The organism is Kitasatospora indigofera (assembly GCF_014655955.1).
Classification (GTDB): Bacteria; Actinomycetota; Actinomycetes; order Streptomycetales; family Streptomycetaceae; genus Kitasatospora; species Kitasatospora indigofera.
Window position 1 is genome coordinate 26,087 of record NZ_BNBO01000046.1, and the last position, 25,531, is coordinate 51,617.

Below are 25,531 nucleotides of genomic sequence, written 5' to 3' on the forward strand. Positions count from 1 at the left end.
TCGACACATCCTGCCCACTACCGTGGATTGTGTTGCTGCGAACGCCTTAAACGGCCTAGAGTCGCAAACCGTCGGCATGCTGCCACGCTGACGAATCGACATAGAGTCCTGGATGCCCAAGGAGGTAAGACGACTTGTGAATGAGTCGACATTTGCTCCCGGGGGTGGTCAGCCAGGACTGGCGGGGCACGCCGCCGGACAGCCGAGTGAGGGGCCCGGGGCCCGGCAGGCCACCGTGGGCTCGGCCGAGGTCGGCTCGGTCGCGATCCGCACCTTCGAGGCCCGCCAGGCCACCGCGCCGGTCATCGACCTGGACGCCGACCTGCCGTCACACGGCCTGGCCTACGGCGAGTTCGCCTACGGCGCCTACGACGACCCGGACGCCGAGTACGAGCCCGACCCCGAGTACGCCGCCACCCTGGCCCCCGACGCCGCGCGCCAGCGCCGCGAGCGGGTCGGCCCCACCGGCCGGCCGCTGCCGTACTTCCCGATCCCCGCGCCGCTGGCCGAGCACGGCCCCGCGCAGATCATCGCGATGTGCAACCAGAAGGGCGGCGTCGGCAAGACCACGTCGACCATCAACCTGGGCGCCGCCCTCGCCGAGTACGGCCGCCGCGTGCTGCTGGTCGACTTCGACCCGCAGGGCGCGCTCTCCGTCGGCCTCGGGGTCAACCCGATGGAGCTCGACGTCACGGTCTACAACCTGCTCATGGAGCGCGGCCTGACGGCCGATGAGGTGCTGCTGAAGACCGCGGTGCCCGGGATGGACCTGCTGCCCTCCAACATCGACCTGTCGGCCGCCGAGGTCCAGCTGGTCAGCGAGGTTGCGCGGGAGTCGGCACTGGCGCGCGCGCTCAAGCCGCTGCTGCCCGACTACGACTTCGTCATCATCGACTGCCAGCCCTCGCTGGGCCTGCTGACGGTCAATGCCCTGACGGCCGCTCACAGCGTCATCGTCCCGCTGGAGTGCGAGTTCTTCGCGCTGCGCGGTGTCGCGCTGCTCACCGAGACCATCGAGAAGGTCTGCGAGCGGCTCAACCCCGAGCTGCGGCTGGACGGCATCCTGGCCACCATGTACGACTCCCGCACGGTGCACAGCCGTGAGGTGCTCGCACGGGTGGTCGAGGCCTTCGGGGAGCACGTCTTCCACACCGTCATCGGCCGTACCGTGCGCTTCCCGGAGACCACCGTCGCCGGCGAGCCGATCACCACGTACGCGACCAACTCGGTCGGCGCCGCCGCCTACCGCCAGCTCGCCAGGGAGGTGCTCGACCGGTGCCGCCCCGCCGAGTGAGTCTCCCGGGTGCCGACGAGCTGTTCCGGACCACCGGCGGGATGGCGCTGTCGCCCTCCCTGAGCCGGCCGGCCGAGGCGCCCAAGACGGAGACCGCACGGGCCGCCGGCGCCGAGGAGGCCGGCCGGGATCCCCGTACCGGCCGCCCCGGTGCCGAGCGCCAGGGCGAGCGGCCCACCGTCCCGGCGCCGTCGCACGGCCAGCCGGGGCCCGGGCCGCAGGCCGGCCAGCCGGGCGCGGGCATGCCGGCCCAGGGCGCGGGCCAGGGCCGCCAGCACGGCGCGGCCGAGGACGAGACGGGCGCGGGCGACCCCGCCCGCCGGGCCCGGCCGCGCGGCCGGGCACCACGCCGGCCCAGCGGGCGCGAGCGGCACGACGAGAAGATCACCGTCTACGTGTCCGCCGAGGAGCTGATGGACCTCGAGCACACCCGGCTGGTGCTGCGCGGCGAGCACGGCCTGGCGGTCGACCGCGGCCGGATCGTCCGGGAGGCCATCGCGGTCGTCCTGGCGGACCTGGAACAGCGGGGCGAGGCCAGCATTCTGGTCCGGCGGCTGCGCGGGCGCTGAGGCGCCGGCGGGCGCCCGGGCGGCGTGTCGGCGCCCCCGGGTCGGGCGGTCCGGCGGGCCCGGGTGAAGATGGACCGTCATGCCGAGCACGAACGAGACCCCGGCCGCCGCCACCACCGCTGATCACGCCGCACCCGCCGTGCCGGAACAGCGCGGGGGCTTCCAGGTACGGCTGGACAACTTCGAGGGCCCGTTCGACCTGCTGCTCGGCCTGATCGCCAAGCACCGGATGGACGTCACCGAGGTGGCGCTCTCCAAGGTCACCGACGAGTTCATCGCCCACATCCGCGCGATGGGCCCGGACTGGGACCTCGACGCCGCGACCGAGTTCCTGGTCGTCGCGTCCACCCTGCTCGACCTGAAGGCCGCCCGGCTGCTGCCCGCCGCCGAGGTCGAGGACGAGGAGGACCTCGCCCTGCTGGAGGCCCGCGACCTGCTCTTCGCCCGGCTGCTGCAGTACCGGGCGTACAAGCGGGCGGCCGCGGTCTTCGGCGAGCACTGGGCCGCCGAACTGCTGCGGGCCCCCCGGACGGCCGGGCTGGAGCCGCAGCACGCGGCGCTGCTGCCCGAGGTGGTGATCACCCTCGGCGTCGAGGACTTCGCCCGGCTCGCCGCCAGGGCGATGACCCCCAGGCCCGCGCCGGTCGTCCACGTCGACCACATCCACGCCCCGCCGGTGAGCGTGCGGGAGCAGGCCGCGCTGGTGGTGGGACTGCTCGGCTCGCTGGGCGAGGCCACCTTCGCGCAGCTGGTCGCGGACGCCCCGGACAACCTGGTGGTGGTCGCCCGCTTCCTCGCCCTGCTGGAGCTGTACCGCGAGCGGGTGCTCGCCTTCGAGCAGCCGGAGGCGCTCGGGGACCTCCTGGTGCGCTGGGTGGCCGAGGCGGACCGGGCGGTGGTCGAGGTGACGGACGAGTTCGACCGCCCGCCCGGCGAGCCCGGGCCGGACGCCGGGGGCGTGCGCGGAACGGCGCCGGACGCCGGGGCCGCGGGCCCGGGTGGGCCCGGCCCGGCCCCGCGTGCCCGTCCGGTCGGCAGCGACGGCAGTACCAGCAGCAACGGCAGTAGCAGCAGCAACGGCAGTACCCGCGAGGACGGTGATCCGCGATGACCGCGGCCGAGAACCAGGGGGCCGAGGACGCCCGGCCCGGCGCGACCGGCGACGCGGCCCTCCCGGGGGCCCGCAGGCCCCCGCGGCGCCCGCTCGGGGTCCCGGGCCGCCCGCGCGCCGAGGAGTGGCAGGAGCCCGCCCACAGCCCCGGGGCGGGCGTACCGGAGGGCGCGACGGCGGCCCCGGAGCGCGAACCGGCGCCCGCACCCCGGTCACCCGCGCTGCCGGCGCCCGCCGAGCCGCCCGCGCCGGTGGCGGAGGAACCGGCCCGGCTGCCCCACCAGGCCGAGCCGGTGGTGCCCGCGCCGCCGGTCCGCGCCCCCCGGTCCGCTGCGGCCGGTGCCGGTGCCGGTGCCGGTGCTGGTGGGGACGAGGCCGGCGCCGGGCCGGCGGTCGCGCTGCGGCCGGCACTGGAGGCGATCCTGATGGTCGTCGACGAGCCGGCCGGTGAGGCCCACCTGGCCGACGTGCTGGAGCGACCGCGCGCCGAGGTTGCCGCCGCCCTGCGCGAGCTGGCCGCCGAGTACACCGCGCAGGGCCGGGGCTTCGACCTGCGGCTGGTGGCCGGGGGCTGGCGCTTCTACACCCGGGCCGACTGCGCGCAGGCCGTCGACCGCTTCGTCCTGGACGGCCGGCAGGCCCGGCTGACCCAGGCCGCGCTGGAGACGCTGGCGGTGGTCGCATACCGGCAGCCGGTGTCCAGATCACGGGTATCGGCCGTCCGTGGTGTGAACTGCGACGGTGTGATGCGTACCCTGGTACAGCGAGGACTGGTGGAAGAAACCGGGTCCGAGCCCGAAACAGGTGCGATCCTGTATCGGACGACGAACTACTTCCTGGAACGGATGGGGCTGCGCGGCTTGGACGAGCTGCCGGAGCTCGCGCCCTTCCTGCCCGAGGTCGACGACGTGGAAGCGGAGTCCCTGGAGGGCACGATGATCGCGGATGCGGTCGCCGCCGCTACCGCGCAATCTGCGGTCCGCAGCGGTGAGACCGATCGGGCTGCGTCTGATCGGTAGGGGGCGGTGAGGTCGGCCGAGACGACTTGCACATCCCAGACGGAATCGACGTACGGACTTTTTTGATGCGTAGCAGTGGTAACGGCAGGAACAGCAGCGGCGGCGGCAGCGGCAGTCGCGGCGGACAGGGCGGGGGCCGGGGCGGAAGCTCCTCGGGCGGCGGTTCCTACGGCGGCGGCCGTGGCGGCCAGCAGGGCGGCGGCTCCTACGGCGGCGGCTCGGGCGGTTCGCGCGGCGGCTCCGGTGGCGGCTCGTACGGCGGTGGCTCGGGCGGCGGTTCGTACGGCGGCGGCTCGGGCGGTTCGCGCGGCGGCTCCGGCGGCGGCTCGTACGAGCGCAGGGACGACCGCAGGGACGACCGCAGGGACGACCGGCGCGACGACCGCCGGCAGTACCCGGACCGTCCGCTGCGCCCCGAGGAGCGCAAGTACGACCGTCCGGAGTTCGGCTCCGGCGGCCACTACGGCGCCCGCAAGGCGCTGCCGCAGAGCCAGCGCCCCCGCACCCAGGCCCCGCGCAAGGAGGGCCAGGGCGCCCCGGGCGACCCGCGTCGCCAGCCGCAGCGCTCGCGTGAGCTGCAGGCCAAGATCGAGGACGCGGTGCTGGCCCGGCACGACAAGCCGGCCGTGAAGCTGCCGAAGACCTTCGACGAGCCCGAGGGCGAGCGCCTGCAGAAGGTGCTGGCGCGGGCCGGCATGGGCAGCCGCCGGGCGTGCGAGGAACTGGTCACCCAGGGCCGCGTCATGGTCAACGGCAAGCTGGTGACCGAGCAGGGCAAGCGGGTCGACGCGCAGCACGACGAGATCAAGGTGGACGGCCTGACCGTCGCCACCCAGTCGTACCTGTTCTTCGCGCTCAACAAGCCGGCCGGCGTGGTCTCCACCATGGAGGACCCCGACGGGCGCCAGTGCCTCGGCGACTACGTGACCAACCGGGAGACCCGGCTGTTCCACGTCGGCCGCCTGGACACCGAGACCGAGGGCATCATCCTGCTCACCAACCACGGCGAGCTGGCCCACCGTCTGACCCACCCCAAGTACGGCGTGACCAAGACGTACATGGCGGCGATCCAGGGCCCGATCCCGCGCGACCTGGGCAAGATCCTCGCCCAGGGCATCGAGCTGGAGGACGGCTTCGCCCGTGCCGACAGCTTCAAGGTGCTCTCGAACGTGGGCAAGAACTACCTGGTCGAGGTGACCCTGCACGAGGGCCGCAAGCACATCGTCCGCCGGATGCTCGCCGAGGCGGGCTACCCGGTCGAGAAGCTGGTCCGCACCCACTTCGGCCCGATCGCCCTGGGCGACCAGAAGTCGGGCTGGCTGCGCCGCCTCACCAACCCCGAGGTCGGCCAGCTGATGAACGAGGTCGGCCTGTAGGCGGCTGCCGCACCTTAGGACAGCGTCACCGCAGGAGTGTCCTCCCTGCTGATGAGGGCCTCCCCGCCGTTCGGCGGGGAGGCCCTCTCGCCGTCCGGCGGCGGGATGTGAACCTGGCCGCACCGCCTTGTCAGCCGGATGATCTGTGGCAGAGGATTGCCACCTGACATCGACCCGCCGTGTGGCGGGAGTGCGCCACACCGGGGCACAAGGGCGAAAGGGGGAGGAACGTCGTGTCCGAAGCACTCAGCGCGTTGGGACTGGCCGAGCCGGACGGACAGGTCTACTCGGCGCTGGTGGCCAATCCGCAGTCGACCGCGGAGGACCTGGCCGAGCAGTGCGGGCTGACGCTGCAGCAGAGCGGCCGGGCGCTGGACCGGCTGGCCCAGCACGGCATGGCCACCCGCGCCCCGGTCGACCGGCAGCGGTTCCTGCCGGTCGCCCCCGACGTCGCGATCGGCACCCTGATCGGCCACCGCGAGGCCGAGCTGCGGCACGCCCGCGCCGAGATGCACCGGCTGATGGACGCCTTCCGGGAGGCCTCCCGCTACACCGACCCGGCGCACTCGGTCGAGGTGCTGACCGGCGGCGAGGCGATCGCGCAGCGGCTGGAGCACATCACCGAGACCAGCCAGTACCAGGTGCGCGGCTTCGACTGCCCGCCGTACATCCAGGACCCGGTGGCCGACAACCCGGTGCAGCGCCGGCGGCTCAAGGAGGGCCTGCGGCTGCGGACCATCTACGACCGGGAGGCGGTCGCCTGGCCCGGCCGGCTGGAGAAGAACATCCTGGTCGGGGTGGAGGACGGCGAGGAGGCCCGGGTGCGGCCGGTCCTCCCGATGAAGATGATCATGTCGGACGACCGGATGGCGATCGTCCCGATCAGCGTCGGCGACAGCGTCCTGGACGCCGCCTACGTGATCCACCCCTCGGCGCTGCTGCAGGCCCTGGACACGCTGTTCGAGGCCGAGTGGGAGCGGGCCGTCCAGCTCCAGGCCGCGATCGGCTCCGGCGAGGACTCGCTGGAGCCCGAGGCCGACCACCGCAAGCTGCTCGGGCTGCTCGCGGCCGGCCTCACCGACGAGTCGATCGCCCGCTCGCTCGGCTGGAGCGCCCGGACCACCCAGCGCCGGCTGCAGAGCCTGATGCGTGAACTGGGCGCCACCACCCGGTTCCAGGCCGGCATGGCGGCCCGGGAGCGCGGCTGGCTGTGAGCGGGCGCCCCTGGCGCCGAGGGGCGCGGGAGCGGGCGGGCGCGCCGTTCACGGCCGGGGCGCCGGCGGACCCGGGACCGTCCGCGCAGCCCGTACGGCCGGCCCGCGCAGCCCGTACGTCCGGGCGTCCGTACGTCCGGGCGTCCGTACGTCCGAACCTCCGTGCGGCCCGTACGCCCGGCGGGCCCGGCGGCCCGGTGGCTCAGCTCCAGGGGGAGAGGCTGGCCCAGCGCTTGTCCGGCCCGCGCTCGACCTTCTCCAGCCCGACCACCGCGCTGCGGTTCAGCCGCCCGTAGATGTGCGGGTACAGGACGCCCGGGGTGGCGCCCGGGACCGGACCGCCGTCCGGGGCCTCCCACTTCACCATCGGCTCCACCAGGGACTCCTCGATCAGCAGCACCATCAGCGGGCCGGGGGAGTCGGCGAAGAAGGCGTTGGCCACCGCGAGCGCCGTCCGCTCGTCCGCCGAGCAGTGGATGAACCCGTCGGTCAGCAGCGAGGCGGTGGCGTAGGGCCGCCCGGGGTCGGTGAGCCAGTCGTCCAAGGGGGCGAGGTGCAGGATCATTCTCCTGTTCTACCCCGAATCGCCGTCACATCGGCCACTCGCGGGCGGCCTTTGCACCGGGGTGTCACGACCCCGCCGCCCGCACCCCGCCGCCGCCCCGCCGCCTGCACCCCGCCGCCCGCACCCGGCCGCGGCCCGGACGGCGGCAGGGCGCCGCCGGGCCGCGGCGCCGGGCTCAGAGACCCGCGACCTTGGCCGAGGAGGACACCTCGTAGACCAGCGTGACGGTCCGCCGGGCACCGGGCGCCAGCACGAGGTCCCAGCGGACGATGCCCTCGGAGTCGAAGGCGTCCGGCTCGGGCGCGCAGCGCTCCTTGCGCAGCTTCACCTCCACCGCCGACACCTCCGAGACCGGGACCCGCTCGCGGACCGTCACCACCCGCTCGTCGCGCTCCTCCGGGCCGGAGAAGCGCGAGACGAACAGCCGGACCGTCCGGGTGGAGACGTTGCGCTGGGTGATCCCGGCGGTGGAGTCCTGCTCCTCCGTCTCCCGCACCACCCGGTAGTCGTCCGAGCTGCCGAAGGCCAGCTCGGCGTCGGCCCCCGCGGCGGTGAAGCCCAGCTCGCCGCGGCCGGTGAAGCCGCTGCCGCGCACCAGCTCCACCGGGCCCGCCAGCAGGGCGTGGCCGGCCCCGTTGCGGAACCGCACCACCTGGGTCACCAGCGGCGACAGTTCGGGGGCGCAGGCGTACTCGCTGCTCGCTGGTGCGGTGAAGGAGCCGAGCGGCACCCGGTGCGCCCGGCCGTCCGAGGGGACGGTGGCCGGGGCGGGCGCGGGCAGCACCCGGACCTCGCCGCCGTCGTCCACGCCCGGCACGGCCGCGGACGGGCCGAGGGTGCTGATCGCCTCCTCCCGCAGCTCCACCTCGACCGTGCGGCGCTCCTCGGCGCTGCGCTCGCGCAGCGTCAGCCGGTCCTCGGTGATCCGCGGCGGGTCGGTGGCCAGCGCCGAGCGGGCGGTGGACAGGGTGAGCCGCACGCCCGTCCAGTCCTCGCCGGTGCGCTGCCAGACCACCGCCTCGGACTCCAGCCGCAGGGAGCCGTCCACCAGGGTCGCCCGGTAGGAGGGCCGCCAGAGCGCGCACGGGACGAGGTGGCTCACCGTCAGGCCGGCCGGGCCGGCCCGGTCCGCCTCCACGGTGAGTTCGAGATGGGCGACCAGCTCGGCGGGCTCCTCCTCGGCCGCTTCGAGGGCCCGGCCCGCCTCCTCGCGCTCCTGCTCCAGCACCCGCAGCCGGGACCGGGCGGCGCGCAGCTCCTCGCCGTAGCGTTCGCGGTCGGCGTCCACCCGGTCCAGTTCACGCGTCCAGCGGGCCCGCTCGACCTCGCCGAGGCCGGCGCCCTCGCCGATCTCGCGGAGCAGGTCCGCGGCGAGCTGGGCGAGCAGGGCCAGCCGGGCGTCCAGCCGGTCCCGCAGCCGGCCGTTCTCCCGGACCAGCCCTTCGAGTTCGTGCAGGCGGTGGCGGAGCCGGGAGTCCTCCGGCCCGGGCGCCAGCGGGGCCCGCGGGGTCCAGGCGCGCACCACCCGGGCGTCCAGGACACGGACGCCGGGCCGGCCGCTCTCGGCGCGCAGGCTCCGGTCCACGGTGAGCGCGGTGACCGGGCCGAGCCGCAGCCGCTGGACGCCCGCCGTGAGCTCGACGGTGGCGGAGCGCTCGACCTGGCCGCGGTCCTCCAGGCAGGTGACCGCGGTGACCGGGAAGGGCAGCGGCGGGACAGGGGTGAGGGGGGCCATGGGTCAGTTCCTCCGGTTTCCGCCGACGATGGCCTTGCCGGCCGGGATTCGGATCTCGTAGCCGCCGTCGAGCTCGGCCCGGCCGCCGGCCGGCACCTCGACCCGCCACAGCCTGCTGCTCGCCGGGAGGTCGTCCGCGGCGTCCTGCGGAGCCTGCCAGCCGGCCCGCTCCTCGATCCTGATGTCCGCCTCGGACGGGACCGGGACCCGCTCGCGCACCTCGACCGTGACCGGGTGGCCGAGCCGGTTGGCCAGCTCGACGTGGACCCGGTGGTCCAGCACCGTGCTGCTGTTCAGCATCCCCGCGGTGGACTCGCGCAGCTCGGTGCGACGGGCCACCTCGATGCTCTCGGTGACCCCGAGCCCCAGCCGCCGGGTGCCGCCGCGGGCCAGCGAGGGCAGCCCCGCGGTCAGCAGGTGGTCACCGTCCACGGTCACCTCCACCGGCCCGGCCAGCAGCGCCTGCGCCGAGTCGTTGGTGATCACCAGCGTGCCGTAGACCCGCTCCTCGACGGACGGCACGCAGATGTACTCCGGCCGCAGGCCCACCTCGACCTCGCCCACCGTGACGGTGTGCCAGGTGCCGTCGGAGGGGATGTCGGCGGGCGCGGCGGCGTCGAAGCGGTGGTCGAACGATCCGGCCGACCTGCGCGGCGGGACGGCGTGGCGCGGCAGCGGCAGCGCGGCCACCCGCTCCGCCCGGCCGCGCGCCGCCGGGTCCGGCCGGCCCGCGGGGCCGTCCGTCGCCGGCCGCAGTTCGCCCCGGTGGCCGGAGCCCTGCTCCGGGCCGGAGAGCCGCAGGGCGGGGTAGTCGAGCAGGGCCCGGTCCGGGGCGGGCGGCCCGGCCGGCCCGCCCGCCTGCGGGGCGCCGGGCGGCGGACCACCGGGGGCGGCCAGGGCGATGTCGGCCGACCGGGTGCCGCCCCGGCGGGCCCGGGCGGCCGGCTGGGGCGCCGGGGCCGCGCCGCCGAACCCGGCCGCGGCCTGGGGAGCGCCGTAGCCGACCGGCGGAGGCGGCGGGGCGCCGTAGCCGCCGGGCGCCGGCGGTGGGGCGGCGGACGGCGCCAGGGCCGGGGCGAAGGGCGCGGGGGGCGGTACGGGCGGGCCGCCGGCCTCCAGGCTGCCGCCGCGGGGCCGCGAGGCCACCGGGCGGGCCGCCGCCACCGGCACCGGCCGTTCGCCGGCCGGGCGCGGGCCGGCGGCGTCGTAGCCGGCGAAGAGCTCCGACAGTCCGCTCGGCGGCTCGCGCCAGCCGGTCGGCGGCGGGGCCGGCTGGCTGCGGCCGATCCGCAGCGACCGCAGCCGGGGCAGCTCGGTGCGGCGCTCCAGGTCCGCACTGGACAGCGCCAGCCGCACGCCCGCCCAGTCCTCGCCGGTGCGCTGCACCACGGACGCGCGCAGCAGCAGGCTCCCGCTGCCGGCGCCCTGGCGGTAGTCCAGCCGGTAGGCGGGGACCCAGCGGGCACCCGGTACGCCGTACTCCAGCTCGATCTCCAGCTCGGGCCCCGGCCCGTCGGCGGCCGGCCCGGCCCCGGTGCCGCCGGGGGCGGCGGGCGGGCCGGACAGGGTCAGCAGGACGGTGGCACCGGTCTCCACCGGCCGGCTCGGGCCGGCCGTCGAGGAGCGGTCCACCAGGTCGGTGAGGACCTCGGTCTCGTGCTCGGCCAGCCGCAGCTCCTCGACCAGCTCCTCGGCGCGGGCGTGCAGCCCGGTGAGGCGCTCGTCCACGAAGTCCGCGAGCTCCAGCCAGGCGTCGGCCGGGGTCCGGCGGTGCGGCTCCTCGCGGCGCCGGGGCGGCGGCACGGCGCGCAGCGCGGCCGTCTCGTCGATCCGGGCCCGGACCAGCCCGTGGCGCTCCCGGACGGCGCTCTCGCGCTCACGGGCCTCGTCCAGCCGGCGCCGGAGCTCCGGCAGCTCCGACCGCTCCCGCAGCTCGGCCCGGGGCTCCAGCCGGGCCTCGATCACGCTCCAGCCGGGCGCGCCGCCGACCACCGAGGCCCGCAGCGACCGTCCGTCCAGCACCTGCGGCAGGCCGGTCAGCCTGACCCGCCGGCCGGCCGGCACCGGCCCGCGCGCGCGTCTGCGGCACACCGCCCCGACCGCGTACACCACCACCGAGTCGAGGACCGACTCCCAGCTCCCCGCGGCGGCCGCGCCGCCGTCCGTGGCCGCCCGCCCGTCCCCGCCGCCGTCCGCCGTGCCGTTCCCGCCCGCGCCGCCGTTCCCGTCCGTACTGCCGTTCCCGCCCGCGCTGCCGACCGCTTCAGCCGCCACCCCGATGTCCCTTCGTCCGTTGCGCCGCTCCGGGCGCACAGTCTGCCGCCCGCCGGGCCCGCTGTCCCCGGATTTGGCCGCCGACGGGCGTGTGCGTTCCGGCGGCCGGGCACCGGCCCGCGGCGGCGCCCACCCGAGGGGGCGAGGGGGCGCCGGTGCACGCGGGTGCGAGAGGATGGGCGGGCACCGCCACCAGGCCCGCCCGTCAGGAGACGTACCAGCCATGCGCACTGTCGCCGTCGTCGGCACCGGACTGATCGGCACCTCCGCCGCGCTCGCCCTCACCGGCCGAGGGCTCACCGTCCACCTGGAGGACGCCGACCCGGACGCCGCGCGCACCGCCGCCTCGCTCGGCGCCGGGACCACCGAGCCGGCGGACGGCCCGGTCGACCTGGCGATCATCGCGGTGCCGCCCGCGCTGGTCGGCAAGGTCCTCGCCGACTGCCAGCGCCGCGGCCTGGCCCGCTGGTACACGGACGTCGCCAGCGTCAAGGACGGCCCGCGCGCCGAGGTGGCCGCGCTGGGGCTCGACACCGTCCACTACATCGGCAGCCACCCGATGGCCGGCCGCGAGCGCTCCGGCCCGCTGGCCGCCCGCGCCGACCTCTTCGAGGGCCGGCCCTGGGTGCTCACGCCGACCCCCGACACCGACACCGGGACGCTCAACGCGGTGCTGGAGGTGATCGCGCTCTGCGGCGCGATGCCGATCGTGATGGACGCCGCCGCGCACGACCGGGCCGTCGCCCTCGTCTCGCACGCCCCGCAGCTGCTGTCCTCGCTGGTGGCCGCCCGGCTGGAGCACGCCGACGAGACCGCCGTCCGGCTCTCCGGCCAGGGCGTCCGGGACGTCACCCGGATCGCCGCCTCCAGCCCCGCCCTGTGGGTGGACATCCTGTCCGCCAACGCCGGCATGGTCGCGGACGTCCTGGAGGACCTCGCCACCGACCTGGGCGAGACCGTCACCGCGCTGCGGGCCCTCCAGGCCACCGACGAGGGCGAGCGGCTGGCCGGCGCGGCCGGCATCGAGGCGGTGATGCGGCGCGGCAACCACGGCCAGGCCCGGATCCCCGGCAAGCACGGTGCCCCGCCCACCCGCTACGAGACCGTCGCCGTCGTGCTCGGCGACCAGCCCGGCGAGCTGGGGCGCCTCTTCGGCGAGGTCGGCGCGGCCGGGGTCAACATCGAGGACGTCGTCATCGAGCACTCCACCGGGCAGCAGGTCGGCTTCGTGCAGCTCTCGGTGGCGCCCGGCGCGGTCAAGCCGCTGACGGCGGCGCTGCGCGAGCGCGGCTGGAGCGTCCGGGACTGACCGACGGTCCTCCGGGACCGACGGGCTTCTCCGGGACCGACGGCCTCCGGGGCGGCCGTGCCGGCTCGTGCCGGGCGGTCGTGCGGGGCCGGCCCGGACACCGGAAGGGACGGCGGCCCGGCGGGCGGAGAGGGCGGCGGACAGGACGGCGGACGGGGCACGGACAGGGCGCGCGATCGCGTCCGGGCGCCGCGTCCGGAGCCGGTGGGACGTTGGGCCGGGCGGGTGACGGCCGCAGCGGGCGGGGGTTCGGCGCCGGTCGTCTAACCTTGAGGGAGACATCCCCAGGTTTAGAGAGAGGTTCGCCCCGTGGACACTGCCGACCGAGCGCACGCCCCGGTCGTCGTCGCCATCGACGGACCCTCCGGCTCCGGCAAGTCGACCGTCTCCCGCGCGGTCGCCGCCCGGCTCGGGCTGAGCTTCCTGGACACCGGCGCGATGTACCGCGCGATGACCTGGTGGATGCTGGCCAACGAGGTGGACGTCGACGACGCCGAGGCCGTCGCGGTCGCCTGCGCCAAGCCGGTGATCGTCTCCGGCACCGACGCGGCCGGCCCGACCATCACCGTGGACGGCCAGGACGTCTCCGGCCCGATCCGCGGCCCGGAGGTCACCGCCCAGGTCAGCGCCGTCGCCGCCGTCCCGCAGGTGCGGGCCCGGCTGGTGGAGCTGCAGCAGGGCTGCGCCCGGGTCGCCGAGCGCGGCATCGTCGCCGAGGGCCGGGACATGGGCAGCGTGGTGTTCCCGGACGCCACCGTCAAGATCTTCCTGACCGCCTCCGAGACGGCCCGCGCCGGGCGCCGGGCCGCCGAACTGCGGGCCAAGGGCGTCGACGAGGCCACCATCACCGCGATGGCGGCCGACCTCGCCCGCCGGGACGCCGCCGACTCCTCCCGGGAGACGGCACCGCTCGCCCAGGCGGCCGACGCCGTCCTGGTCGACACCAGCGAGCTGACCCTCGACCAGGTGATCGCCACGATCGCCGAGCTGGTCGAGGAGCGGGCCGGCCTGTCGGCGGTCTGACCCCCGCCGGCACCACCCGCCACCACCGGCGCGACCGTCCGGCCCGGACGGTCCCGCCGGTAGCAGTTTGATCGCACCACCCCTGATTTTTCGCGCTGCCCCGCATCGAGGGCAGGTACGCACGGCACGTCCCTGGGAAGGGCTGCGCCGGGAAATGGAAAAACGAAGATGACCGAAGACACCGCCACCGGCACCGGTGAGCTGGACGCCGCCGACTACGCCGAGTTCATGGCCCTCGCGGCCGAGGAGGGCTTCGACGGCGAGGAGCTGGACGGCGAGGGCGTGCACGCCCCGCTGCCGATTCTGGCCGTCGTCGGCCGCCCGAACGTCGGCAAGTCGACCCTGGTGAACCGCATCATCGGCCGCCGCGAGGCCGTCGTCGAGGACAAGCCCGGCGTCACCCGCGACCGGGTCTCCTACGAGGCGACCTGGAACGGCCGCCGCTTCAAGCTGGTCGACACCGGTGGCTGGGAGCTGGACGTCCTCGGCATCGACGCCATGGTCGCCGCGCAGGCCGAGCTCGGCATCGAGAGCGCCGACGCGGTGCTCTTCGTGGTGGACGCCACCGTCGGCGCGACCGACACCGACGAGGCCCTGATCAAGCTCATCCGGCGGGCCGGCAAGCCCACCGTGCTCTGCGCCAACAAGGTGGACGGCCAGTCCACCGAGGCCGAGGCCGCGTACCTCTGGTCGCTGGGCCTCGGCGAGCCGTACCCCGTCTCGGCCCTGCACGGCCGCGGCTCCGGCGACCTGCTGGACGCCGTGATGGCCGCGCTGCCCGAGGCGCCGCCGCAGACCTTCGGCGTCGCCCCCGGCGGCCCCCGCCGGGTCGCCCTGATCGGCCGCCCGAACGTCGGCAAGTCCAGCCTGCTGAACAAGGTCGCGGGCGAGGACCGGGTGGTCGTCAACGAGCTGGCCGGCACCACCCGTGACCCGGTCGACGAGCTGATCGAGCTCGGCGGCAAGACCTGGAAGTTCATCGACACCGCCGGCATCCGCCGCCGGGTGCACCTCACGGCCGGCGCCGACTTCTACGCCTCGCTGCGCACCTCCTCGGCGCTGGAGAAGGCGGAGGTCGCCGTCGTCCTGGTCGACGCCAGCGAGACCCTCGCCGAGCAGGACACCCGGATCATCTCGATGGCCGTCGAGGCCGGCCGCGCCGTCGTCATCGCCTACAACAAGTGGGACCAGATGGACGAGGAGCGCCGCTTCTACCTGGAGCGCGAGATCGAGAAGGATCTCGTCCAGGTGCAGTGGGCCCCCCGGGTCAACGTCTCCGCGCTGACCGGCCGCCACATGGAGAAGCTCGTCCCGGCGATCGAGACCGCGCTGGCCGGCTGGGAGACCCGGATCACGACCGCGCGCCTCAACGCCTTCCTCGGCGAGCTGGTCGCGGCCCACCCGCACCCGATCCGCGGCGGCAAGCAGCCGCGCATCCTGTTCGGAACGCAGGCCGGCATCCGCCCGCCGCGGTTCGTCCTCTTCGCCTCCGGGTTCCTGGAGGCGGGCTACCGCCGCTTCGTGGAGCGCCGCCTGCGTGAGGAGTTCGGCTTCGTCGGCACGCCGATCTCGATCTCCGTGCGGGTGCGCGAGAAGCGCCGCCGCAAGTGACGCCCCGGCGCACGTGACACCCCGCTGAGCGGCGGCGGGCGGTGCGTCCGCCCCGCTCGGCAGACAGGAGGCCCTGGCACCCGAAGGTGCCAGGGCCTCCTGCTGTCCGGACCACGGGCGCTCGTCCCGGACGGGGCCCGCACCGGGACGAGCCCGGCGCCGTCCGCCGTGCCGCCCGCCCTTTCGCCCTTACGTCGTACTGCTGTTCTCCCGTGCTGCTGCCCCGCTGACCTGCCGACCTGCTGACCTGCCGTGCTGCCGTGCTGCCGTTCCGCCGGGCTCAGGACTCGGCGGAACTCCGGCCGGGCGGCAACGACAGCCGGTTGCGGTGCCGGCCGCCCACCCCGGCCCCCGCGGCCTGCACCGGGCCGAGATAGCCGGCGGCCACCCAGCCCTGCCCGTTCCCCAGCTGACCGCCGTGCGACCCCGCCTGCGACCCCGCGCGCAGGCCGGCCGGCTGCCCGTTCTGACCGTCCGTCCGGTCCTCCGGCTGCCTGCCAGGCTGCCCGGCCCCCGATCCGCCGGGCGTGCCGTTCTGCTGCTCGTGCTGGCCGTTCTGCTGGCCCGGCATGAACTGCGGCGCCCCGAGGGTCTGCCCCGCGTACGTGAGGAAGGTCTGTTGCTGCTGCGGGTACGACCGGGTCTCGGACCGGCTCGGGTAAGGGTCCCGGACGGCGAAGCCGGCGAAGCGGAGGTCCTCCTCGCCCGAGCGGTCCCCGGGCAGTGCCCGGAACAGCCGCCGGTACTCGGAGTACAGCTCGTCGTAGATCGGCGTCGTGGAGTGGGGGTGCTCCGCGTCGTACGACGGGCGCATGCCCGGGATCGGGCGGCTGGTCACGGTGGTGGGCTGACGGTGGGCTGCGGCGACGTCGTAGCTGTACACGTAGGAGCCAACGAGCGAGAACGGCAGGGGATGCGGGTCCGGAGCGCCCGCCCCGGCCTCCGGCGGGAGGCTCCCCGGGTCGGGCGGGCGGGCCGGGCGGGGCGGCGCTCCGGACCGGCCGCGCCGGTCCAGGTGTTCGCCGCGCCCGCCCGGGTGGCCGTCCGGGGCGCGCTGCCGGGCCCGTCCGCCCTGCGCGGCCCGCCGGGCCCGCTCAGGTGTCCGCCGGGACCGTCGCGGTGTCCGCCGGGCCTGCCTCGCTGTCCGCCCGGCCCGCTCAGGTGCCCGCCAGCGGGAGCGAGGCGGCCACCACCTGGCCCTGGGCGGCGGCCCGTTCCAGGGCCAGCCGCAGCAGGTCCTCGCGCGGCTGGCGGCCGACCGTCCCGGCCGGCACCGCGTACATGGTGACCTCGGCCTGCTTGCCGGCCGCCACCCGCCAGGCGTCCGTGACCTGCAGCGGCTGGTGGGCCTGCCACCACCCGGTGCTGCCGCCGGCCGCGGCGGGCTGCAGGATCGCGTGCAACTGCCCCATCACCATCAGCACCGACCAGCCGGACAACTGGCCGGGCGTCACGTCCACGTCCGTCAGCGGCTGGAACCCGGCGTCCTGCAGCAGGCTGAGGAACTCGTCCGTGCCCGAGGTGTTGCCGGGCCGGCCGACCGGTCCGGTGGGCTCGACGACCAGGGCGGCGTGGCCGGTGCCGCCGTGCATCACCAGCCCGCAGGTGATGCCGAGGACGGCGGCCTGCCCGGCGGCGGCCGGCGCGGGGAGCGGAGCCTCCTGGACCGGCGCCGCCTGGGCCGGCACCTGGGCCGGTTCCTGGAGCGGCACGGTGTAGGAGGGCTGCTGAGGCGCGGCCGCCGGCTCCTGCGCCTGGTTGATGCTCCGGACCGCGCCGAGCAACTGCTCCTCGGACACCGGCACCACCTGGGACGGGATGCAGCGGGAGTGCGCGAAGGCGAGCACCGCGGTCTCGTCGCCGATGAAGAGCACGGTGCTGGTGGGCTCCATCAGGGTGTCGCCCGGTGTCCGGCAGGACGTGCATTCGTAGGTGTCGGGCGCGTGGGCCCCGCCGAGCAGGCGGTCGGCCTCGTCGTCGCCGATCTCGGATCGAACCTCGTCGCTGACATCGAGCATGTGCGGCACGAAGACTCCTCGGGTTGTTGCGGGGGTGACGGGGGCGCCCCCGGCCGCCATTACCAACGGACCCCTGTGTCAGGGGTCACGGGTCGGTCCGGGAGCTGACGAGAATTGCCGCAAATCCGATGACGGAGAGTGCTTCCGTGGTCGCAATATGTCGATCCCGAGTGCGATTCGGGTTCGGGCGACCTATGAGCTGAGTCACGGTCGGCCGAGGTTTGATCTAGGAAATAATGGCTAAAAGGTGCATTCAGGACATGAATCCGAGATCATTACCGCCGGTAACACTTCGCTGAGCTGGGAAGTCCTCGAACTGTTTGGTTTCCCGGGCGGCCGACTCGTAGCTTCATTCCCGGTGCACAGAGCACCACCCGGGTTCACCCCCCGCCGCACGACCCGCCGGCTCACCCCGGCCCGGGACGTGCCCGCCGCAGCGACCGGTCCGATCAGGTCAGCGGTGTGACGGAGGGCTGCCGGGGCGGCGCGGCACGTCCCATACGTGCCCGGCCGCTCATCGAGTGAGGCGAGTGAGACACGGCCCGTCGAGGGTCTGGTTCCGCATGCCCGCCCGGGGCTGTCGAGAGGAACCTCATGACCTTCCGTAACGAGACCGCCGCTGCCACCACCACCTCCGCCAAGCGCAACCGCGTGCGGATGGTCGTCATGGCCGGCGCTGTCGCCGCCCTGCCGGTGGCCGGCCTCGTCACGGCCCACTCGGCCTCCGCCGCGTCGGTTGCCACCTGGGACGCCGTCGCCCAGTGCGAGAGCACCGGCAACTGGAGCATCAACACCGGCAACGGCTTCTACGGCGGCCTGCAGTTCACCTCCAGCACCTGGGCCGCCTTCGGTGGCACCGCGTACGCCCCGCAGGCCAACCTGGCGACCAAGGCGCAGCAGATCGCCATCGCCGAGAAGGTCCTCGCCGAGCAGGGCCCCGGCGCCTGGCCCGTCTGCTCCGTCAAGGCCGGCCTGACCAAGGGCGGCGCCCCCGCCGCCGTGGACACCGCCGCCCCGGCCGCCGCCAAGCCCGCCGCCCCGGCTGCCCCGGCTGCCCCGGCGAAGCCCGCCGCCCCGGCCAAGCCCGCCACCTCCTCGGACGCGGCCCCCGCCGCCGCGAAGGCCGCCCCGGCCCCGAAGGCGACCGAGTCGGCCAAGTCCTCGAACTCGGACGCCGCGAAGTCCTGGAAGCAGGCCCCGGCCAAGAAGAGCGCCGACGGCACCTACACCGTCAAGAGCGGCGACACCCTGAGCAGCATCGCCGCTGCCAAGGGCCTCGACTGGCACGCCCTGTACGCCAACAACGCCCAGGTCATCGGTGGCAACGCCGACCTGATCTTCCCCGGCCAGACCCTCACCGTCTGATCCGGTCCGGGTGACCCCGGCGGGTACCGAACGGCCGCTTCCCTCCGGGGGAGCGGCCGTCCGGCGTTTCCGGGGCGACCGGAGTGTTCGGGGCGTTCGGGGCCTCCGGAGTGTCCGGGAGTGTCCGGGGCGTGCGTTCCGTCCGGCGAGGCCGAGGTGCGCCGGAGGGATGTGCGCGGGCCTCCGGCGGTGCGGTGCGGGGGATGCGGCCGGGCGGGGGAGGAGCCCCGCCGTCCGGTACCCCGGATGGCAGGCACCGACGGCGTGTCACGGTCGGTAGCGGTGGCCTCCGCCTACGCTCGGCTGCTGTGCCTTCCTGGGACTAAGCGACAAGCATTCTTAATCGGCGCGGTGGCGCTCTGGCTGGCCGTTCCGGTGTCGGGCGCCGTGCCGCGCCCCGCCGCCGCGGCTCCGCTGCTCGACGGGCCCGGCCCGCGTGCCCCCGTCGCGCTGGCGGTGCCCTACCCGGCCGGGGCCCCCGGGGTCGCCCTCGGTGCTGCCGCCGGTGCACCTGCCGGTGCTCCGGGGCCGGGCGCGCAGGGCCCGCCCGGCCGGCCGGGGCCGTCCGCCGGCCCGCCCCCGGACGGTGCCGCACCCCGGCACCCGGGCCGTCCCGGCGGCCGGCCCGGTACGAAGCGACCGCCCGCCGCCCACCTGCCGCCGACCGCCCCGCAGGCTCCGACCGTCCCGCCCGCTGCGGCCGTTCCGCTGCCACCGGCCGCCCCACTGCCGCCGGCCGCGTCCAGGCTGCCGGGAGTGCCGGTCCGGCCGGCCGTCCACGACGCGGTCTGGGACGCACTGGCCCAGTGCGAGAGCAGCGGCGACTGGCGGGCCGACACGGGCAACGGCTACTACGGCGGTCTGCAGATCTGGCCGCCCACCTGGGCGGAGGCCGGCGGCCACGCCTACGCCGACCGTCCGGACCACGCGTCCCGCCGTCAGCAGATCGTCGTCGCTGAGCAGATCCTCCGGCTGCAGGGCTGGGGGGCCTGGCCGGTCTGCTCCCGCGAGATCGGAGCCACGGAGATCGAGCCGGGGCCGGCGCCGGATCCGGGGACCGACCCGGACACCGACCCCGGCGTCGATCCCGGTGTCGATCCCGGCGTTAACCTCGGCGTGGACCTCGGCGTGGACCTCGGCCCGGGGCCGGACGACGCGCCGGATCCGGGTCAGCACCCGGGCGGCCCGTCGCCGGATCCGGCTCCGGACCCGTCCGCGGACTCCGGGCCCGTCGACTCCGAGCCCGCGCCCGACGTGTGGAGCGATCCGTCGGACGAAGCGGATCCCGGTCCGGACCCCGGCCCCCAGTCGGACCGTGAACGGGTGCGCAGGCAGCACCGCACGCGGGCGCACGAACCAGACCGCGCGCCGCACCGGCACCGAGTTCCCCCGGCGGGTGCGCCCGCGCCCGTGCCGCCGGCGCCCGTACCGCCCGTGCTCGTACCACCGGCGTCCGCGCCGTGATGACCGGAGGGGTGGTGACGGTCGCCTTCGCGCCGGCGGCCGTCCTCCCGCGCCCTCCGGCCGTCCCCACGCCCCTGAGCGTCACCCCGCGCGCCGTCCGGCCGCGCCGGCCCGTGCCCGCCCGGCCGTCGCCACCACCCCCGGGCGCGGGAATTTGCCGGGTCGCAGGAGAATTCGACTGGACGAAGGCGGTAGCCGGGCGGAGGACCTCCCCCGGGCCGCCCGGGAGAGGAAGCACACCCATGGGAACCCCCGTCGACCAGCTGGTCGAACTGCTCGACCTGGAGCAGATCGAACTGAACATCTTCCGCGGCCGCAGCCCCGAGGAGGAGCTGCAACGCACCTTCGGGGGCCAGGTCGCCGGGCAGGCCCTGGTCGCGGCCGGGCGCACGGTGGAGGGTGACCGCCCCGTGCACTCCCTGCACGCCTACTTCCTGCGCCCCGGCGTCCCCGGGGTGCCCATCGTCTACCAGGTCGACCGGATCCGGGACGGCCGCTCCTTCACCACCCGCCGGGTGCTCGGCATCCAGCAGGGCCGCTCGATCTTCGCGCTCACCGCCGACTTCCACGTCCCCGAGCAGGGCGGGATCGAGCACCAGAACGCGATGCCGGAGGTGCCCGCCCCCGAGGACCTGCCCAGTGCCCTGGAGGAGGTCGGCAGCAGACTCGGCGAGCTGCCGCCGTTCATCAGCCGCCGCCAGCCCTTCGACATCCGCTACGTCGACCGGCTGCGCTGGTCGAAGGAGGAGCTGGCCGGGGTCGAGCCGCGCAGCGGTGTCTGGCTGCGGACCAACGGCGCCCTGCCGGACGATCCGCTGATCCACGTCTGCGCCCTGACCTACGCGAGCGACATGACGCTGCTGGACGCCGTTCGCGTCCCCGTCGAGCCCCTCTGGGGTCGCCGGCACTTCGACATGGCCTCGCTCGACCACGCGATGTGGTTCCACCGCCCGTTCCGCGCCGACGAGTGGCTGCTCTACCAGCAGGAGTCGCCCGTCGCGCACGGCGCCCGCGGCCTCGCCCGGGGTGAGATCTACGACCGCAGCGGGCAGCTGGTGGTCTCCGTGGTGCAGGAGGGCCTCTTCCGGCCGCTGCCGGAGTAGGCGGCCGCCGCCCGGACCGGCCCCGCCCGGCCCCGGGTGGGTCGGCCCGGGTCCGGTCCGCCGGCGGGAGCGGTGCTGACCTGCGGGGAATGTTCCGCCCCCGGACCGAGCGTTGAGGGTGTTGAGACCGGTGGAGCCGGTGCCTGTCGGACTGGAGCGTTTCGATGACCGAGACTGCCGCAGAGGCGTGGAAGCACTGGAGTGACGGCCGGGCGGCAACGGTGAGTTCGCCGCACGGCCAGCTCGCGCTCACGGGGACGCACTGGCTGGAGCCGGAGCCGGCTGCCGTACCCGGCCTGCCCGGCCTCTGGTGGAGCGACACGGAGGGCGTCCGGCTGCGCGCAACGGCTCAGGACGGCATCGTGCTCGACGGCCGGGGCAGCCCGGAGACCCCGGTGGAGGGCGAGGTGCTGCTCCGCCCGGACACCGACCCGGCGGCCGACACCGCCGTCCTCGGCGACCTGCGCCTCGTCCCGATCGAGCGCGAGGGGGAGATAGCCCTGCGGGTGTTCGACCCGGACGCGCCGGCCCGGCTGGCGTTCGCAGGCATCTCGGCGTACCCGTACTCGCCCGAGTGGGCCGTCCCTGCGGTGTTCACCCCCTTCGAGGCCGACCGCCCGCTGGTGGTGCCCAACGCCGACGGCCGGGAGCGGCCGCTGAACGTCACCGGCCGGATCACCTTCACCCTCGCCGGCGAGCACCACACCCTGACGGTCAGCCGCTCCGGCGCGGGGCTCAGCGGAGTCATCGCCGACGCGACGAGCGGCAAGGACACCTACCGCTTCCGCTTCATCACCCTCCCCGCCCCCGACGCGGACGGCCGCACCGTGCTCGACCTCAACCGGGCCCACCTGCCACCCTGCGCCTTCGCGGACCACTTCATCTGCCCCTTCCCGCCGCCGGGCAACCAGTTCGCCATCGCGGTCGAGGCAGGGGAGAAGCACGTCCTGACGCGCTAGCCGTCCCCGCTCCCGCTCCCCACCCGCCGTCCCGTACGGACGGGCCTGCGCCAGGTGACGGCTTCCGCAGGCCGTCCGTCGCCGGGCGGGCCGTCACCCACCCCGGTGGACGGCGCCCCGAACGGGCAGTCGACGATGAATGCTGTGCCGACGAATCAATCTCCAGCGAGCGAGTCCCCGAGCCAGTCCCCGCGATCTCCCGGCCGGTCCCTGCCCGGGCCCGATGCCCCGGGTGACGGCCCGGCCCCCGACCATCCCGTCACCGCCGGGCCTGTCACCGCCGGGACCGTCACCCCAGGCGCCGTGACCGCGGACTTCGTCACCGCCGCGCCCGCCGAGTCCGCGGGCGCAGCGCCCTGGTACCGGCGGGCCGCGCGGGGCGCCTTCGCCGACCTGAGCCCGCTCCGGGAGAACGCCGACTACCGCCGCCTCTGGTTCGGTCAGGCCGTGTCCTCGATCGGCCAGCAGATGACGGCCGTCGCGGTCTCCGTCCAGGTCTACGACCTCACCGGATCCAGCTTCGCCACCGGCCTGGTCGGCCTCTGCTCGCTGTTCCCGCTGGTCGCCTTCGGCCTGTACGGCGGAGCGATCGCCGACACCGTGGACCGCCGCCGCCTCGGCCTGATCGGTGCGGCCGGCCTGGCCCTGGTCTCCGCCGTGCTGGCCGGCCAGGCGCTCGCCGACCTCGGGCAGGTCCTGGTCCTGTACGCGGCCGTGGCCGTCCAGGCCGGATTCTTCGCGATCAGCTCGCCGGCCCGCTCCGCGATGGTCCCCCGGCTGGTGCCGACCCATCAGCTGCCGGCGGCCAACGCCCTCAACACGGTGAGCATGAACCTCGGCCTCACTGTGGGCCCGATGATCGGCGGCGTCCTGATCGGCGCCTACGGGGCCCAGGCCGCCTACCTGGTCGACACCCTCGCCTTCACGGCCACCCTCTACGCGATGTGGCGGCTGCCCGCGATGCGCCCGCTCGGCGAACGCAAGGGCCGCGCCTCCGTCCTGGACGGACTGCGCTTCCTGCGGGAGCAGCCCAACCTGCGCACCAGCTTCCTCGCCGACCTGGCCGCCATGATCTTCGGCATGCCGCGCGCCCTCTTCCCCGCCATCGCCGTCGGCTTCTACGGCGGCGACGCCCGTACGGTCGGCCTGCTCGTCTCCGCCCCGGCGGTCGGCGCCCTGATCGGCGCCCTGTTCTCCGGCTGGATCAGCCGGGTCCACCGCCAGGGCCTCGCCGTCCTGGCCGCGGTCGCCGCCTGGGGCCTGGCCATCGCCGCCTTCGGCCTGCTCCACAACCTGTGGCTCGGTCTCTTCATGCTGGCCCTGGCAGGCTGCGCCGACACCGTCAGCATGATCTTCCGCAACACGATGATGCAGGTCGCCGCCCCGGACGAGATGCGCGGCCGCCTCCAGGGCATCTTCATCGTGGTCGTCGCCGGCGGCCCCCGCCTGGGCGACTTCGAATCCGGCGCCGTCGCCTCCCTGACCTCCCCCGCCGTCTCCGTCGTCACCGGCGGCCTGGCCTGCGTGGCCGCCATCCTCCTGCTCGCCGCCCGCCGCCCGGCCTTCCTCCGCTACGACGCCCGCCACCCCACCCCCTGACCCGCCCCCCTGACCTGCACCGCCCCGCCACCCACCCGCCTGCAGACCCCCGCTCCCACCAGCCACGCCGCCCCCGGAAACCTGGCAGCGAGCACCCCTCCACGTGCTGTATTGTTTTCCACGTCACCGGGTCACCGGGGACAAGGTCGAGAAGCCGAGAAGTCGAACCGCAAGGTCCGGCGACAAGGATCCGAGACCACGGGACGTGGCGCAGCTTGGTAGCGCACTTGACTGGGGGTCAAGGGGTCGCAGGTTCAAATCCTGTCGTCCCGACAGTGATGTCGGAGCCCCGCTGACTGGACGAAGGTCCAGGCCAGCGGGGCTTTTGCTGTTTCCGAGGGTAAGTCAGCGGACCAGCCGCAGATGGCGGCCGGGGAAGTCCTGCGGGACCACTTCGAGACCAACGCCCTGGCGTGGCCCGCTCAGGTGCGCGCTCAGCGCTTCGCCGGCCAGATCGATCGAGCGTCGGTCCGGGTGCAGATACCGCTGCGTGGTCATCAGCGATCCGTGTCCGGCGATCTTCCGCAGGACGTGCAGGGGCACGCCAGCGTCCGCCATCCACGTCAGCCCGGTGTGTCGGAGATCGTGGCGCCGCAGGTGCTCGTAGCCGAGCCCCACCACCACTTCGTCCCAGTGCGTTGCGTCCCGCAGCACGGCGGTCGTGATCCGGCCGCCCCTCGGCCCGGTGAACAGCCTCGCCATCGGGTCCCGGTCGATCACGTCCAGGCGCCAGGCCACCAGCTCGCGGATCTCCGGGATCAGCGGCACCGACCGGCGCCGCTTGCCCTTGGTGCCCTTGTCCAGCAATCCGCCGGGCGCGGTCGTGGTCTGCCGGCACAGGTCCCATGTCCACCGTTCCCGGTCGACGTCCTTGCGACGTACACCGGAGACTTCGCCGATACGGGCAGCGGTGCACGCCGCGAAGCGCACTACGTCGCCCCAGCCGCCGTACTCCCCGTGCGAACGCATGACCAGGCCGGTGGCGAGCCGGTCCAGGGCGTCCCAGTCCGGAAGCGCGAGGGCACGCGGGTCGTCAAGTTCGTCCTCGGCGCGCTGGTACTCACGCTGCCAGCCGCTCACCCGGGCCGGATTGATGTCGATCACACCGTCCCGGACAGCCTGCTCCATGATGCGCACGAGCATGGCGAGGGTGTTCTTCACCGTGGAACGGCCGTGCTCGTCGGCGATCCACCCATACACAGCCCGGTCGATCACACCGTTTGTCACGGCGCGCACCGGCAGGTGGCCGATCGCGGGGACGATCCGCAGCCGCCAGCCGGCACGGTATGGGTCGAGAGTCTTGGACTCCAGACCGCGCAACGCCAGATCCATCACGGACTCTCCGTACTCGGTGAGCGGCATCGTTGCGGTACCCGGGCTGACGCCGCGGCTGGCCAGCCGATCCATCCCGAGAATCCAGGCCTCGGCCTCCTCCACCGTCACGGACATCTCGGAGCGGGACAGTCGGCTCCCCGAGATCGGGTCGAACCAGCGGACCCGCGCCCTATAGGGCTTGGGGTACTCCGGGCGGTACTCGATGTCAGTCGAGAGCTTCACGCCGATGGGAGGATTCTGTTGGGGCATCAGGCGGCTTCTCCGGGGGCGATGCGACGCGACTCCAGCCAGGCCTGGACGTCGGGCACGCTGTAGACGGTGATACGCGAGGTCAGGCGTACGAACGGCGGACCCTGCATGGGTGTTGAGGTACGCCAGCGTCGAAGAGACGACGGGTCGACCCCGATGAGCGCCGCGACGTCCTCAGTGGAATACCCCTCTCCGGCGAGGAGGCCTGTTCGGCGGGCTTGCGCATTCTGACTGGCCTGGCTGACCGAGCTGATCAGTTCGGCTACTTGCGTGATCGTCAACTGCTGCTCAGGCAAGGGTCCGTGCTCCTAACCGCGTGGAAAGTCGTAGATTGCGTGC

21 protein-coding genes and 1 tRNA gene are annotated in these 25,531 nt (G+C 74.9%); 15 read left to right on the forward strand and 7 right to left on the reverse strand.

Going from position 1 to position 25,531, the window contains the following annotated elements; all coding sequences use genetic code 11:
- The first annotated feature begins 235 nt into the window (after positions 1-235).
- The 6 genes from IE329_RS29580 to IE329_RS29605 all read left to right on the forward strand — a co-directional run bounded on the left by IE329_RS29580 (position 236) and on the right by IE329_RS29605 (position 6,583).
- Complete coding sequence (locus tag IE329_RS29580; protein ID WP_190214064.1) at positions 236-1,294, forward strand: ParA family protein; 1,059 nt, start codon at positions 236-238, stop codon at positions 1,292-1,294.
- Complete coding sequence (locus IE329_RS29585; protein WP_229927869.1) at positions 1,291-1,863, forward strand: hypothetical protein; 573 nt, start codon at positions 1,291-1,293, stop codon at positions 1,861-1,863. Before IE329_RS29580 ends, IE329_RS29585 begins: the two co-directional genes overlap by 4 nt.
- A 79-nt stretch (positions 1,864-1,942) precedes the next feature.
- Positions 1,943-2,974, forward strand: coding sequence for a segregation and condensation protein A (locus IE329_RS29590; RefSeq protein WP_190214065.1), 1,032 nt, complete (start codon positions 1,943-1,945; stop codon positions 2,972-2,974).
- Between the two features lie 425 nt (positions 2,975-3,399).
- Entirely contained in the window at positions 3,400-3,993 is a 594-nt protein-coding gene (scpB, locus tag IE329_RS29595; RefSeq protein ID WP_229927877.1) for an SMC-Scp complex subunit ScpB, read from the forward strand.
- 65 nt (positions 3,994-4,058) lie between these two features.
- Positions 4,059-5,369, forward strand: coding sequence for a pseudouridine synthase (locus IE329_RS29600; RefSeq protein ID WP_190214066.1), 1,311 nt, complete (start codon positions 4,059-4,061; stop codon positions 5,367-5,369).
- Positions 5,370-5,602: 233 nt separating this feature from the next.
- Entirely contained in the window at positions 5,603-6,583 is a 981-nt protein-coding gene (locus tag IE329_RS29605; protein ID WP_190214067.1) for a helix-turn-helix domain-containing protein, read from the forward strand.
- 202 nt (positions 6,584-6,785) lie between these two features.
- On the opposite strand, the gene IE329_RS29610 is transcribed toward IE329_RS29605, so the two are convergent.
- The 3 genes from IE329_RS29610 to IE329_RS29620 form a co-directional block, all read right to left on the reverse strand.
- Entirely contained in the window at positions 6,786-7,148 is a 363-nt protein-coding gene (locus IE329_RS29610; protein WP_190214068.1) for a DUF952 domain-containing protein, read from the reverse strand.
- Between the two features lie 175 nt (positions 7,149-7,323).
- On the reverse strand, positions 7,324-8,883 hold the full coding sequence (locus IE329_RS29615; RefSeq protein ID WP_190214069.1) for a mucoidy inhibitor MuiA family protein: 1,560 nt from the start codon (positions 8,881-8,883) through the stop codon (positions 7,324-7,326).
- Positions 8,884-8,886: 3 nt separating this feature from the next.
- Entirely contained in the window at positions 8,887-11,157 is a 2,271-nt protein-coding gene (locus tag IE329_RS29620; protein ID WP_373311336.1) for a DUF4139 domain-containing protein, read from the reverse strand.
- A gap of 223 nt (positions 11,158-11,380) precedes the next feature.
- Here IE329_RS29620 and IE329_RS29625 point away from each other — a divergent pair, with 223 nt between their 5' ends.
- From IE329_RS29625 to der, 3 genes are all read left to right on the forward strand, one after another.
- Positions 11,381-12,466, forward strand: coding sequence for a prephenate dehydrogenase (locus tag IE329_RS29625; RefSeq protein ID WP_190214071.1), 1,086 nt, complete (start codon positions 11,381-11,383; stop codon positions 12,464-12,466).
- A 309-nt stretch (positions 12,467-12,775) separates the two neighbouring features.
- A complete protein-coding gene (gene cmk, locus IE329_RS29630; protein WP_190214072.1) occupies positions 12,776-13,489 on the forward strand; it encodes a (d)CMP kinase in 714 nt (237 codons plus the stop codon).
- A 168-nt stretch (positions 13,490-13,657) separates the two neighbouring features.
- Entirely contained in the window at positions 13,658-15,100 is a 1,443-nt protein-coding gene (gene der, locus IE329_RS29635) for a ribosome biogenesis GTPase Der (protein WP_190214073.1), read from the forward strand.
- A 280-nt stretch (positions 15,101-15,380) separates the two neighbouring features.
- Here der and IE329_RS29640 read toward each other — a convergent pair whose 3' ends face one another.
- The gene (locus IE329_RS29640) at positions 15,381-15,983 is read right to left on the reverse strand and encodes a hypothetical protein (RefSeq protein WP_190214103.1); all 603 of its coding nucleotides are present in this window, start codon (positions 15,981-15,983) and stop codon (positions 15,381-15,383) included.
- 274 nt (positions 15,984-16,257) lie between these two features.
- Positions 16,258-17,127 (reverse strand): hypothetical protein, encoded by an 870-nt coding sequence (locus tag IE329_RS29645; RefSeq protein ID WP_190214074.1) that lies wholly within the window; start codon positions 17,125-17,127, stop codon positions 16,258-16,260.
- A 585-nt stretch (positions 17,128-17,712) separates the two neighbouring features.
- Between IE329_RS29645 and IE329_RS41895 the strand changes: the two genes are divergently transcribed.
- The 6 genes from IE329_RS41895 (at position 17,713) to IE329_RS29675 (ending at position 23,881) form a co-directional block, all read left to right on the forward strand.
- The gene (locus IE329_RS41895; protein ID WP_190214075.1) at positions 17,713-18,483 is read left to right on the forward strand and encodes a LysM peptidoglycan-binding domain-containing protein; all 771 of its coding nucleotides are present in this window, start codon (positions 17,713-17,715) and stop codon (positions 18,481-18,483) included.
- A gap of 756 nt (positions 18,484-19,239) precedes the next feature.
- A complete protein-coding gene (locus tag IE329_RS41900; RefSeq protein ID WP_308438412.1) occupies positions 19,240-19,947 on the forward strand; it encodes a transglycosylase family protein in 708 nt (235 codons plus the stop codon).
- A gap of 242 nt (positions 19,948-20,189) precedes the next feature.
- Positions 20,190-21,050 (forward strand): acyl-CoA thioesterase, encoded by an 861-nt coding sequence (locus tag IE329_RS29660; protein ID WP_190214076.1) that lies wholly within the window; start codon positions 20,190-20,192, stop codon positions 21,048-21,050.
- A gap of 164 nt (positions 21,051-21,214) precedes the next feature.
- Entirely contained in the window at positions 21,215-22,009 is a 795-nt protein-coding gene (locus IE329_RS29665; protein WP_190214077.1) for a DUF1684 domain-containing protein, read from the forward strand.
- A 303-nt stretch (positions 22,010-22,312) separates the two neighbouring features.
- Positions 22,313-23,608, forward strand: coding sequence for an MFS transporter (locus tag IE329_RS29670; protein WP_373311337.1), 1,296 nt, complete (start codon positions 22,313-22,315; stop codon positions 23,606-23,608).
- A gap of 199 nt (positions 23,609-23,807) precedes the next feature.
- Positions 23,808-23,881: transfer RNA gene (locus tag IE329_RS29675), tRNA-Pro, on the forward strand.
- Positions 23,882-23,953: 72 nt separating this feature from the next.
- Here the strand turns inward: IE329_RS29675 and IE329_RS29680 are convergent.
- Positions 23,954-25,192, reverse strand: coding sequence for a site-specific integrase (locus IE329_RS29680; protein ID WP_229927870.1), 1,239 nt, complete (start codon positions 25,190-25,192; stop codon positions 23,954-23,956).
- Positions 25,192-25,488, reverse strand: a complete 297-nt coding sequence (locus tag IE329_RS40945) for a helix-turn-helix transcriptional regulator (protein WP_229927871.1) — start codon at positions 25,486-25,488, stop codon at positions 25,192-25,194. The genes IE329_RS29680 and IE329_RS40945 overlap by 1 nt, the downstream gene beginning before the upstream one ends.
- Between the last annotated feature and the right edge of the window lie 43 nt (positions 25,489-25,531).